Here is a 13,609-nt window from a genome sequence, read left to right on the forward strand (position 1 = left end):
ATGAAGGTTTCCATTTTTGGTAATAACGGTTCAGCCTCGCAGCGGGTTGCCACGGCCTTGAAGACCGGACTAACAGCTGCGGGAATTGAAATTGATAGTTTAAATCCAGACATCGTTGTCACGGTTGGTGGGGATGGGACTTTGCTGTCCGCGTTTCACCATTACAGTGATCGGCTGGATAAGATTCGCTTTGTTGGGATTCATACGGGGCATTTAGGTTTCTATACCGATTGGCGCGATTATGAGGTTCAAGATCTCATCGATAGTTTGGTGGAAGACAACGGGCAGAGTGTCAGCTACCCACTATTGACGATCGAAGTGGAGTACGCTGATGGGACGCATTCTGATCAAACGCTGGCCCTGAACGAATCGACAATTAAGAAAGTTTCTGGAACTATGGTGGCGGACGTCTACATAAAGGGAGAGTTATTCGAAAGCTTCCGGGGCGATGGCCTCTGTATCTCAACACCGACGGGATCGACGGCCTACAACAAGTCCGTTGGTGGCGCGGTGATCAACCCACGGTTTAACGCCATTCAAATGGCTGAAATCGCGTCGATCAATAACCGGGTCTTCCGGACGCTGGGGTCACCCCTGATTATTCCGGCGGACGAGTGGATTCGAATTGAACCCGCTAAGTCGACCGACAACGTCTTGATGTGTGATCAGTTGTCAATTGAAGGACGACCCATCAAGGCAATCAACTACCAGATTGCTCGGCAGCGCATTTCATTTGCTGAGTACCGGCATACCCATTTCTGGCAACGGGTCGAAACGTCATTCATTGGGAGAGAGCGTCCATGACACATTTTGAGTGGATCGTCGATGGTAAGAGTCCGGTACACGTGAGGACCGTGTTAATGGCCCATGGCGTGACCCGGACTTTTTTGAAACAGGTTAAATTCCACGGTGGCGTCGTCACATTGGATGATCAGGAGGTTCGAGTAGTAGCCATGGCTGAGCCTGGTCAGCGGGTGGGACTCCAGTTACCACCAGAACCAACCAATGAGCACGTCGCAACGTCCCACGGGCCATTGGAGATACTCTATGAAGATCCTCATTTTTTAGTGGTCAATAAGCCAGCTGAAATGGCCTCTGTGCCCTCGCACCTCTACCCGGATGATACACTGGCAAATCGGGTTAAAGGGCACCTGGTGGCCACACATGCGGACAGCACGGTCACGCACATCGTGACTCGACTGGACCGGGATACCAGTGGGGCGGTATTATTTGCCAAACATCACTTTGCCCATTCGATCCTGGATAAGCAGTTAAAGAATGGCGAACTGGATAAGCGGTACGTTGCCGTGGCTGAGGGAGGCATTATACCGGAACATCAGGTGATCGAAGCTCCCATTGGTCGGGCACCGGGTTCCTTTATTAAGCGGATGGTTCGGCCAGACGGCCGTCAGGCAACGACGGAATTGTGGGTGCGGCGGCAGTCACGGTCGGTCAGTTTGCTGGCGATTAAGCTGCACACGGGCCGGACGCATCAGATTCGCGTGCACTGCGCGTCAATTGGCCATCCACTGGTTGGGGATTGGTTGTATGGTCGGCAAACGAATCCGTGGATTCAGCGCCAGGCTCTGCATTGCGCTAGGTTGCAGTTCTATCAGCCTTTCTTAGATGAATGGATTACCTGCTATGCGCCATTGCCAGCGGACATGGCTAGTCTAATTGAAAATGAGCTTTCGTAAGTAGCACTTTCCGTACATAGTTGCGGGGAGTGTTTTTTTTATGGGATAAATTTATCTGAGCTGTAGGAGAAGTTATCCGTCTAAGCTATGAGAGAATCTGATAAATTCGATGAGTTATTGAAAAATTGGGGAGATATAGACCGATAAATTAAGATAATTTATTCTAGATACACGTTGCACACATCTTTGATTGTGGAAAATTAAAATACCGAATTAATTCAAAAAATTGATCAATAGAAGCTCTGATTTTAGAGTTAGTTGATGACGTGTTGCTTTTTGTGATTTAGCGAGTTAGTTTTACTATTTTTTAGACGCCACTAAAAACATCGCTTAGATGGCCTGTATAAAGGCAACTGGTTGGTTTTGTCAATATAAAACGCATCAGAAATTAGCTTGGATTTTTGAGACCATAAGCGGATAAAGATTGGATTGAATGTAGGCGCTTACTTTTAGTTGTCAAATTTAATCACTCGAATTTTAAACTTATTTTATGATTAAACTAGTATATGCGCTGAAACGGTGGTACTATAAATTCATCCGAGGACTGAATCATGAGGAGAATTATCAGTTAGGTTCAGGAATAACAGATGAGTTTATCTGTTTTGCGGGGTAGTGTTTGTTAATAATTTGAATAAATTTTCTAAGGACGGTGTTAAGAGTGAAATTCATGCGGCATCAGGCTTTTAACGGCGATCCCAAATTACGATACAAGATGTTCAAGGCAGGTAAGAAATGGGTTTTTGCTGCCTTGGCCACTTTTTCGCTTTTAGGGGGAGCAGGTCAATTAACTGCTCATGCTGACACCGCCAGTCAAGTTTCTGAAGAAGCACAGAGTTCTGTAGTTTCTTCTAGCAGCTCGAGTGGGGGTCATCAGCAAGCGGCTTACAAAGCGCTTCGAGTTTTAGTGCGGACAGTTCCGCAACTAAGGACAGTAATTCAGAAAAGACGAGTTCAGCCAGCAGTTCATCATCTTCTGCGGCTTCTTCGTCAGCATCATCAGCTACTAGTTCTGCAACTAGTAGTGCTTCATCATCTGCAAGCAGTGCGTCATCTTCAGCATCAAGTGCTTCCAATGATAAGCTAGATTCTTTAGCTTCATCAGCGGGCGTTAACACAACCTTGACAAATAATGTGGTCAACACGGTCAACAAGGTTGCTTCAACGGGAAGATCATCATTGCTAAAAGAAGCAGCATTTACCGCACCTGCAAGCAATGCGTCAAGTACTGCAGAAGATGCCAATTTAAGGGCAGCTTCTGGTGCAGTTACTTCGGCTGCTGCATTTAACACAGCAGCCGCTAGTTATGCAGCTAAGGTTTCTGGGCTGGATGACACTGACGTTGCCAAGTTATCCGCAGCATCAGCTGTTAGTGCAGCCAGCAGTGCTTATAATGAAGCTGTTCAGGCATACACCTTTACGTCGTACTATACGAGCTTATCAGCATCGTACGCAACGGCGGTTGGTAATAGTGCCGGCGATCCAGATGACTTGGACGCACATTCTACTAGTGCGGCAAGTTTAGCAGCTTCATACGCAGCTTCAGCCAATACTTATGTAAGTGCAGCCTCCAGTGCTGCTAGTGCGGCGGCAGTTGCAGCCGCTACTGGTATTGTTGAATTGGTCAGCAGCGCGAATGCTGTGACCGATGCAGAGAATACTAGTATTTCAACGGCAGCTTCCGATGCAGATGATGCGGTTGATACCGTCTATACAGCTACGCAATACGATAACCAAAATACGACATTAACCGGAATTTACACCAGTGCTAGCAGTGCGGCTTCAGTTGCTGCTGGTGCTGCTGAGACGGCCCAGACCTTACAGATCTCTGCCGTTGCAGCGTTAGCTACGGCAAAGTCCGCTGCAACTACCGGTGACTTTGAAACTGCTAACTCGGCTTACTCAGATGCAATGAATCTGCAAAGTCAAATGGCGACAACGGCTACTACGGCTAGTGCAGCTAACTCAACCGCACAATCCGCTGCTAGTGCTGCCAATTCGACAGCTTTAAGCGACATTGCCAGTTCAGCAGCGGTTAGTGCAACTGCTGCGGCCAATGCTGGCTCATTAGCTTCAAAGGAAGCTAATCAAGCAACAACCTACACAGGATCACAGTCAATTAGCTATGCGACTGCCGCAGCTAGTACGGCGGTTACGGCGACTAGTGCGGCCGCAGTTGCCAGTACCGCAGCAGCTAATTTAGCTGCTGCGACGTCACCTAAGGACGCTACCCTGTATGCACAGGATGTTGAGAGTGCCGCAGCAGATGCTGTTTCGGCTGAAGCAGATACTTCGACTGCGGCTTCAATGGCAGCTATGTATGATGGGTCATCAGTTGCTAACGCAAATAATGATGCTAACAACGCAACTGTCACGATGACACCATCGAATACTAAATTGAATGTTGGCGATACGCTTTCGTTATCTGCAAAGCTCGATATGAATCTTTTGAGTAACCAACACGGCGATGGTACCTACACTTATATGTACTCGACAAATGGCAAGGATTGGAGTGTTTGGGATACTCAAACTGGCACTTCGTCTGCTACGAGTACTAAAACATTGTCAGCCGCTGGAACTTACTACTTCCAAGTTATTGCAACTGGTAAAACTGGTACAATCTTAATCAGTCTGGGGTCTTATAGTGCTGGTTCAGCAGTTACAACTGTAGTCGTCACTGATTCTAAGGGTAACTATACAGATCAAGCGACAACCTCAGCTAGCTTAGCTACCAGCGCTGCAACCGTTGCAAGTGATGCTGCTAATTCAGCAAACGTCAGCGCTACACAATTGGCGACGGTTGATAAGACAGATGTCACGACTTCTTCTTATGCTGTTGTTGCTCAAAATGCGACCGCAACTGCTGATTCATATGCCACTAAAGCATCCACTGCGGCATCTGCTGCGGTTGTAGCTGCCGCATCAGCAATGTCGCTTGAGGCGGATAAAAACTATGATGCAGCTAGTTCCGCTGCTACAAATGCTGCAGCCAGCGAGACTTTAGCCAGCTCATACTCTGTACTGGCAAACTCAGCAGCCGCAGTTGCTGAAACCAACACTGTTGCTGCACTGAGCCAGGATGCAAACAATGGGAGTAAGGTTGCACAATCATTATTGGCTCAAAGCTATGCAGCTTCCGCAGCTTCGTCTGCCAGTGTTGCTGCTAGTGCGGCCAACCGAGCATTGTCAAATGCGAACGATGCAACTCATATCACGTCGTTGGCGCCAAGCTACGCTAGTTCTGTAACAGATTACAATAGTGCAGCCGATGCTGCTGCTTCTGCGGCTCAGAGCTACGCCGACGATGCAGGTTCATTAGCAACTGAAGCGGCATCCTATGCAGCGGCAGGAGACTTGAGCGGGGCTACTAAGGCGGCGACTAACGCTGCTACTGATGCTAGCTTAGCTGATCAACAGTTAAGTGCAGCTCAGACCCAAGCTGGGAATACCGCAGTTACGTTGATGGCATTACAGTCAAATTACGCTTCGGAAGTTGCTAAGGCTGATTTGACTGCTTCTGGTTCGCTTGGATTAGTTGGGAGCTCCGCTGCCAGTGTGGCTAATTCTTTGGCATCAGCTATGAAGAGCAACACGGCGTTGGGTGATACTTACGTTACGGCAACATCCTCATATGCTGCCGATGCTCAATTTGGTGCAACTCAAGCGGCATCAGCTGCTTCGGTCGCCAATGCGAATATGACGGCTGCTACGATGGCTTTGAATGGCGGAGATACAGTCTCAGCCAGTTCTTATGTAGCTGTAGCTGATAGTGCCCTAACGGCAGCTTCTTCATACATGGCGATGGCTAGTTCTGCTGCAAGTTCTGCGACGGTTGCAGCCTCTGCAGCAACTGCCTTTTCAGGTAATCTGAAGAGCTACGCAAAGACAACTGGGCTTACCGGGTCTACTTGGAATCCAACTGGAAATGCTCTGACACTTCTTGGATTGCCACTAACGCAAGGTTACACGGTGCAACCGGCTGCCGTAACTTCAACGACACCTGGTTCAACTTTTTCTTTAAGCGGATCAGCAGTTATTGGGATTATCAATGTCTATGGGCAAAATAGTTCCCATTCTTGGCAAGTTCAGGTTAATGGTAAATGGTATAGCTTACAGGATGCCACAACTAACTTTGGCCTGCAATTCGATGATACAGATAACACTGATGTGAAGATTGGTGTGTTACCAATCATTATCAGCGAATCCAGTACGCTTAAAGTTACAGTTCCCGATACTTTCACCGGATCACTACTGTTTCAGATGAATGCAAGCATTAACACCGCTGGTATTTCTTTGAACGGTAGTAATTACATTTCAAGTAATTTATCTGAAGTCGATGTTTATGACAGTGCCATTAACGCTAACACCATGACACTTTCTGGTGGCGATTACTTACTGAACAAAGAGGTTGAAGGGGTTACCGCAACAACTGATCCTGCCAATGCCAATGGGACAATCGCTTGGAAGAGTAGTGATCCTTCACTGGCAAAGGTCAGTGCGGCTGGTTTGGTTACAGCTGCGGACACTGGTAAAGGTGTTGTCACCATTACTGCAACGTTAACTAACGCTGATGGGTCTACAGTCGTTGCTTCGAAGGATATCACAGTCGGCAATGGTCTTGAAAACAAGACGGTTGATGCTGGAACTAATCTTGTTTGGACGCCTGAAGGAAATGTTCCTACTGCCAGTGGGGTTACTTACCAATGGTATAAAGGAAGCACTGCTGATGGCACTGGTACTAAACTTAATGGTCAAACTGGGACTAGTTTGGATCTCAAGGGTGTTAGTGCCAGTGACGCAGGAGACTACTACCTGCAAGTGAAGACTGCCAATAACACGGTTTACATTGGTCCAGGTGCTTTGACGGTTAACGCTGCCGAAACATCAGCTGCTTCATCTGCGGCATTAGAAGCTTCTAGCGCAGCCAATGCTACTGGAGATTATGCCAGCGTTGCTAGTTCTTACGGTAATTTAGCAAGTAACTATGCACCAAAGAACTCTGCTGCTAGTTCTTACGCAAAGCAAGCTAGTTCAGCAGCAAGTGCTGCTTTGTCAGCATCTTCTGCAGCCTCAGCGGCATCTTCCGCTGCACAAACCGCTCAGTCGCAGGCTGAATCGGCTGAAGCCAATGGAGATAATGACGCTGCTCAGAGTTATGCGTCTACTGCTTCGTCAGCTGCTTCAGATGCTAAAGAAGCACAGAGCAAAGCTTCAAGCGCGGCAGGGGATGCTTCTTCCTATGCTAGTTTGGCAGTTGCTGCTGTAGATGACTCAGATTCTGAATCTGCTTCAGCCTCAGAATCCGAATCCTTAAGTGCCAGTGAATCAGAATCACAAAGTGCTTCCGAATCCGAATCCTTAAGTGCTTCCGAATCCGAATCACAAAGTGCTAGTGAATCAGAATCACAGAGTGCTAGTGAATCCGAATCCTTGAGTGCCAGTGAATCAGAATCCCTGAGTGCTTCTGAATCCGAATCCTTGAGTGCCAGTGAATCCGAATCACAGAGTGCTTCCGAATCCGAATCTTTGAGTGCTAGTGAGTCTGAATCACAAAGTGCTTCTGAATCCGAGTCCTTGAGTGCTAGTGAGTCTGAATCACAGAGTGCTTCTGAATCTGAATCCTTAAGTGCTTCCGAATCCGAATCCTTGAGCGCCAGTGAATCTGAATCACAGAGTGCTTCCGAATCCGAATCCTTGAGCGCCAGTGAATCTGAATCACAGAGTGCTTCCGAATCCGAATCCTTAAGTGCCAGTGAATCTGAATCACAAAGTGCTTCCGAATCCGAATCGTTGAGTGCTAGTGAGTCTGAATCACAGAGTGCTTCTGAATCAGAATCCTTGAGCGCCAGTGAATCTGAATCACAAAGTGCTTCCGAATCAGAATCATTGAGTGCTAGTGAGTCTGAATCACAGAGTGCTTCTGAATCAGAATCATTGAGTGCTAGTGAATCCGAATCACAAAGTGCTAGTGAGTCCGAATCCTTAAGTGCTAGTGAATCAGAATCCTTAAGTGCTTCCGAATCCGAATCACAAAGTGCTAGTGAATCAGAATCCTTAAGTGCTAGTGAATCCGAATCACAGAGTGCTTCCGAATCCGAATCCTTAAGTGCCAGTGAATCTGAATCACAAAGTGCTTCCGAATCCGAATCATTGAGTGCTAGTGAGTCTGAATCACAGAGTGCTTCTGAATCAGAATCATTGAGTGCTAGTGAATCCGAATCACAAAGTGCTAGTGAGTCCGAATCCTTAAGTGCTAGTGAATCAGAATCCTTAAGTGCTTCCGAATCCGAATCACAAAGTGCTAGTGAATCAGAATCCCTGAGTGCTTCTGAATCAGAATCATTAAGTGCCAGTGAATCCGAATCACAGAGTGCTTCCGAATCCGAATCCTTGAGTGCCAGTGAATCTGAATCACAGAGTGCTTCCGAATCTGAATCATTGAGTGCTAGTGAGTCTGAATCACAAAGTGCTTCTGAATCCGAATCACAGAGTGCTAGTGAGTCTGAATCACAGAGTGCTTCTGAATCAGAATCACAAAGTGCTAGTGAGTCCGAATCATTAAGTGCCAGTGAATCAGAATCACAGAGTGCTTCCGAATCCGAATCATTGAGTGCTAGTGAATCCGAATCACAAAGTGCTAGTGAGTCCGAATCCTTAAGTGCTAGTGAATCAGAATCCTTAAGTGCTTCCGAATCCGAATCACAAAGTGCTAGTGAATCAGAATCCTTAAGTGCTAGTGAATCCGAATCACAGAGTGCTTCTGAATCTGAATCCTTAAGTGCTTCCGAATCCGAATCACAAAGTGCTAGTGAATCAGAATCCTTAAGTGCTAGTGAATCCGAATCACAGAGTGCTTCTGAATCCGAATCCTTGAGTGCTAGTGAGTCTGAATCACAGAGTGCTTCTGAATCTGAATCCTTAAGTGCTTCCGAATCCGAATCCTTAAGTGCTTCCGAATCCGAATCACAAAGTGCTAGTGAATCTGAATCCTTAAGTGCTTCCGAATCCGAATCACAAAGTGCTAGTGAATCAGAATCCTTAAGTGCTTCCGAATCAGAATCACAGAGTGCCTCAGAATCAGAATCCTTAAGCGCTAGTGAATCAGAATCACAGAGTGCCTCAGAATCAGAATCCTTAAGCGCTAGTGAATCCGAATCCCAGAGTGCTTCTGAATCTGAATCCTTAAGTACTTCCGAATCCGAATCACAAAGTGCTAGTGAATCCGAATCACAGAGTGCTTCCGAATCAGAATCCTTAAGTGCCAGTGAATCCGAATCACAGAGTGCCTCAGAATCCGAATCCTTGAGTGCCAGTGAATCTGAATCACAGAGTGCTTCCGAATCCGAATCTTTGAGTGCTAGTGAATCAGAATCACAGAGTGCCTCAGAATCCGAATCCTTGAGTGCTAGTGAATCAGAATCACAGAGTGCTAGTGAGTCTGAATCACAAAGCTCTTCCGAATCCGAATCCTTGAGTGCCAGTGAGTCTGAATCACAGAGTGCCAGTGAATCCGAATCCTTGAGTGCCAGTGAATCTGAATCACAAAGTGCTTCCGAATCCGAATCCTTGAGTGCCAGTGAGTCTGAATCACAGAGTGCCAGTGAATCAGAATCACAGAGTGCCTCAGAATCCGAATCCTTAAGTGCTAGTGAGTCTGAATCACAAAGTGCTTCTGAATCGGAATCCTTGAGTGCCAGTGAATCAGAATCACAGAGTGCCTCAGAATCCGAATCCTTAAGTGCTAGTGAATCAGAATCACAAAGTGCTTCCGAATCCGAATCCTTAAGTGCTAGTGAATCAGAATCACAAAGTGCTTCCGAATCTGAATCATTGAGTGCTAGTGAGTCTGAATCCCAGAGTGCTTCTGAATCCGAATCATTGAGTGCTAGTGAATCCGAATCACAGAGTGCCTCAGAATCCGAATCCTTAAGTGCTAGTGAGTCTGAATCACAAAGTGCTTCCGAATCCGAATCATTGAGTGCTAGTGAGTCTGAATCACAAAGTGCTTCTGAATCCGAATCCTTGAGTGCCAGTGAGTCTGAATCCCAGAGTGCCAGTGAATCCGAATCCTTGAGTGCCAGTGAATCTGAATCACAAAGTGCTTCCGAATCCGAATCCTTGAGTGCCAGTGAGTCTGAATCCCAGAGTGCCTCAGAATCCGAATCCTTAAGTGCTAGTGAGTCTGAATCACAAAGTGCTTCCGAATCCGAATCCTTAAGTGCCAGTGAATCTGAATCCCAGAGTGCCTCAGAATCCGAATCCTTAAGTGCTAGTGAATCAGAATCACAAAGTGCTTCCGAATCCGAATCCCAGAGTGCCAGTGAATCCGAATCCTTAAGTGCTAGTGAGTCTGAATCCCAGAGTGCTTCTGAATCCGAATCATTGAGTGCCAGTGAATCAGAATCCCAGAGTGCCTCAGAATCTGAATCATTGAGTGCGAGTGAATCAGAATCGCAAAGTGCTTCCGAATCCGAATCATTGAGTGCTAGTGAGTCTGAATCACAAAGTGCTTCTGAATCCGAATCCTTAAGTGCCAGTGAATCAGAATCCCAGAGTGCCTCAGAATCTGAATCATTGAGTGCGAGTGAATCAGAATCGCAAAGTGCTAGCGAGTCCGAATCCTTAAGTGCTAGTGAGTCCGAATCCCAGAGTGCTTCTGAATCAGAATCATTGAGTGCCAGTGAATCAGAATCCCAGAGTGTTTCCGAATCCGAATCATTGAGTGCTAGTGAGTCCGAATCACAAAGTGCTTCTGAATCCGAATCATTGAGTGCTAGTGAATCAGAATCACAAAGTGCTTCCGAATCCGAATCCTTAAGTGCTAGTGAATCCGAATCCCAGAGTGCTTCTGAATCCGAATCATTGAGTGCTAGTGAGTCTGAATCACAAAGTGCTTCTGAATCCGAATCCTTAAGTGCCAGTGAATCAGAATTCCAGAGTGCCTCAGAATCTGAATCATTGAGTGCGAGTGAATCAGAATCGCAAAGTGCTAGCGAGTCCGAATCCTTAAGTGCTAGTGAGTCCGAATCCCAGAGTGCTTCTGAATCAGAATCATTGAGTGCCAGTGAATCAGAATCCCAGAGTGCTTCCGAATCCGAATCATTGAGTGCTAGTGAGTCCGAATCACAAAGTGCTTCTGAATCCGAATCATTGAGTGCTAGTGAATCAGAATCACAAAGTGCTTCCGAATCCGAATCCTTAAGTGCTAGTGAATCCGAATCCCAGAGTGCTTCTGAATCCGAATCATTGAGTGCTAGTGAGTCCGAATCACAAAGTGCTTCCGAATCCGAATCATTGAGCGCTAGTGAGTCCGAATCCCAGAGTGCTTCTGAATCAGAATCATTGAGTGCCAGTGAGTCTGAATCACAAAGTGCTTCCGAGTCCGAATCCTTAAGTGCTAGTGAATCTGAATCCTTAAGTGCTAGTGAATCCGAATCACAAAGCGGTTCTGAATCCGAATCACAAAGCGGTTCTGAATCCGAATCACAAAGTGGTTCTGAATCCGAATCACAAAGTGGTTCTGAATCCGAATCACAAAGCGGTTCTGAGTCTGAATCCGGCGGAGCTGGTGCAGTTGTTGATCCAGGTACGAATGCCGGTTCCGGTGTGAACGCTGGTGGGACTAATAGTGGCTCTGGTCAAACCATTCATGGTGGAGACGGTGCTAAGATTAATTCTGGTTCTAAGGGAACAAACTCTCATGGAACAAGCTCTAACGGTCAGAATACCGGTGGAAATGCGGGCAGCTCAGAAACTGCGGGGACGTCTGGTAATGGTGTCCAAACTGGCGGTGATGCTGCTAAGGTATCTGCAGCCGGTACCAATGTTTCAGGAAGCAACTCGAGTTCTACTGGCTTGAATTCTGGTCAGACTACAGGTTCAAATGAATTACCTCAAACTAATGAGGTTGAAGACAGTGAAGCTGTTTCGGCCTTAGGTGTTCTGCTCGCTGGATTCTTGGGTCTGTTTGGTCTCAAGAGAAAGAAGCGTGACGAATAAAGTCTGAAGTGAGCCCATAATTCTAAGTGAATTCTGTGTGAACTGAATTAAAGAGTCTTGGTATGTAAATACATACCAGGGCTCTTTTTTTCGTCCATATATTGGCTCAATAATGGGGACTTGTGATTTTGAAATTATTTTACGAACGGTATATTAATTGCAATGCTTAGTTTCTACAGTAAATTTTATTATAATGTTTATTCTGCTAGAATAACTTAATATTAAAACCCGTTCTATAGGGTGTTCACGCGGCATATTTGTGGTAAAATTAATTTAGAAATTAAATTTTTTTGCGTGAAATTAAAAGGCATTTATATCCACATTCTCAAAAGTGTGGCAGCTAAGAACGGAAAAGTGAGATGGGCCATTCATGAATTATTTTGTTGATGCCGATTTAGGAGAAACAATTACTGGAATTGAGCAAGCTGAATTTAACCGTCTTGAGTTATTCAAAAAAGCTCAAATTCCGGCAAAGATTATATATATGCACCACAATCCGAAAATTCATATTTTTTTTAAAAAATTCAAAGTTCAAGATGATGCCTTCTCAATGTATGACTATTTTCAAAAGTCAATTAAGGTGAGTGATCAGGCACCTTTTGATTGGCCGTCGTACTGGCAAGACACCTGTAAATATAGTTTGCAATATAGTGCTGATTATCCGGATATTCGGGTGACTGATGAAACCGGGAAAATCATTATCTACGCTGGGTTCTTGGACAGTACCTATACTAAGTTAAACTATCTTAATCGGTTTGATAAGAATCACAACAAAATTCAGACTGACCTTTATGATAGTCGTGGATTTTTAAGCAGTTCAAACTTCTTAGCTGAAAATGGTCTGGTAAATTCGTCCGTTTACTACGATCCAAGTGGTAAAGTGCAAATCATCCGACAAAATTTAACTAGTGAAAAGAATGCGTATGTGCGTAATATTACGTTGACTGACTATAACGGACAACAATATTATTTTGCCACTGATGAAGAATTAGAAACTTTTTTCTTAAATGAAATCAACAAAAAGGGCGACGTATTCTATTCAGATCGTAGTGAAAACTTTGCCAAGTCTTTTGATATGACTAATTCAGAGCTGAAGATAATTGCTGTCCTCCATAATACACACGTCCGAAAAGGCCAAGACGTAGTAACCGGAACGATGAAACGGGGGGTGTACGATTATGTGTTAACACATCCTCAACATTTGGTTGGCATAATTTGTTCAACGGAACAGCAAAAGAAAGATTTATTAAAGCGATTCGACGACCTTCCACCGGTTACAGTAATTCCAGTTGGTTGTGCCATTCATCATAATGTAAAAACAAAAAAGCGAAATCTTCATCGAATAATTTGTATGGCTCGATATTCACCTCAAAAACAACTAATGCACCAAGTTAAAGCAGTAGAAAAATTGGTTCCTGAGTTTCCTGATATTGAACTTAATCTGTTTGGTAGTGGAAGTAGGGAAGGGGAACTTAAGGCATATATTTCAGAGCATAACTTGGAAAAAAATGTATTATTGAGAGGTTTTCAAAAAAACTTAAATGAAGAATATGCCAAGGGTTCATTATTTTTACAGACGAGTACAGAGGAAGGATTTTCTTTGAGTACGATTGAAGCACTTAGTTATAGTGTTCCGGTGATTGGGTATGACATTAATTACGGCCCTAGTGAAATGATTATTGACGGTAAGAATGGATTTCTGGTTTCGGCTGATGATCAAGACATGCTTTATAAAAAAATGAGAACGTACCTTAAGAATACTAAACTACAAAAGAAGTTTATGAAAAACTGTCGTTCTTCAATTCAAAAATTTGCACCTGAAAAGGTTCAGAAAAAATGGATGAAGTTGAATAAGTCGCTGATAAGTTAAGCGAAACTCAAAAATTAATTTAACTTAATTGAGATTGGAAAGGTAG

General features: G+C 45.0%; 5 protein-coding genes and 1 pseudogene. 5 read left to right on the plus strand and 1 reads right to left on the minus strand.

All coding sequences use genetic code 11. The features are described 5' to 3' along the window. The 3 genes and pseudogenes from AB3Y94_RS00990 to AB3Y94_RS01000 all read left to right on the plus strand — a co-directional run. Positions 1-804 carry an NAD kinase gene (locus tag AB3Y94_RS00990; protein WP_125683869.1) on the plus strand — a complete coding sequence of 268 codons (804 nt, stop codon included), beginning with the start codon at positions 1-3 and terminating at the stop codon, positions 802-804. Continuing rightward, the gene (locus AB3Y94_RS00995; RefSeq protein WP_367294743.1) at positions 801-1,697 is read left to right on the plus strand and encodes an RluA family pseudouridine synthase; all 897 of its coding nucleotides are present in this window, start codon (positions 801-803) and stop codon (positions 1,695-1,697) included. The genes AB3Y94_RS00990 and AB3Y94_RS00995 overlap by 4 nt, the downstream gene beginning before the upstream one ends. A gap of 667 nt (positions 1,698-2,364) precedes the next feature. Further along, positions 2,365-2,496, plus strand: a pseudogene (locus AB3Y94_RS01000) (KxYKxGKxW signal peptide domain-containing protein); the annotation flags it as partial. 49 nt (positions 2,497-2,545) lie between these two features. Here AB3Y94_RS01000 and AB3Y94_RS01005 read toward each other — a convergent pair. Beyond that, entirely contained in the window at positions 2,546-2,938 is a 393-nt protein-coding gene (locus tag AB3Y94_RS01005; protein WP_367296529.1) for a hypothetical protein, read from the minus strand. Here AB3Y94_RS01005 and AB3Y94_RS01010 point away from each other — a divergent pair. Further along, the gene (locus tag AB3Y94_RS01010) at positions 2,874-11,693 is read left to right on the plus strand and encodes an LPXTG cell wall anchor domain-containing protein (RefSeq protein ID WP_367296460.1); all 8,820 of its coding nucleotides are present in this window, start codon (positions 2,874-2,876) and stop codon (positions 11,691-11,693) included. The genes AB3Y94_RS01005 and AB3Y94_RS01010 overlap by 65 nt on opposite strands. A gap of 370 nt (positions 11,694-12,063) precedes the next feature. Then, positions 12,064-13,563 carry a glycosyltransferase gene (locus tag AB3Y94_RS01015; RefSeq protein WP_367294744.1) on the plus strand — a complete coding sequence of 500 codons (1,500 nt, stop codon included), beginning with the start codon at positions 12,064-12,066 and terminating at the stop codon, positions 13,561-13,563. The last annotated feature ends 46 nt before the right edge of the window (positions 13,564-13,609 follow it).

It is taken from the genome of Levilactobacillus yonginensis (genome assembly GCF_964065165.1).
GTDB classification, from domain to species: domain Bacteria; phylum Bacillota; class Bacilli; order Lactobacillales; family Lactobacillaceae; genus Levilactobacillus; species Levilactobacillus yonginensis_A.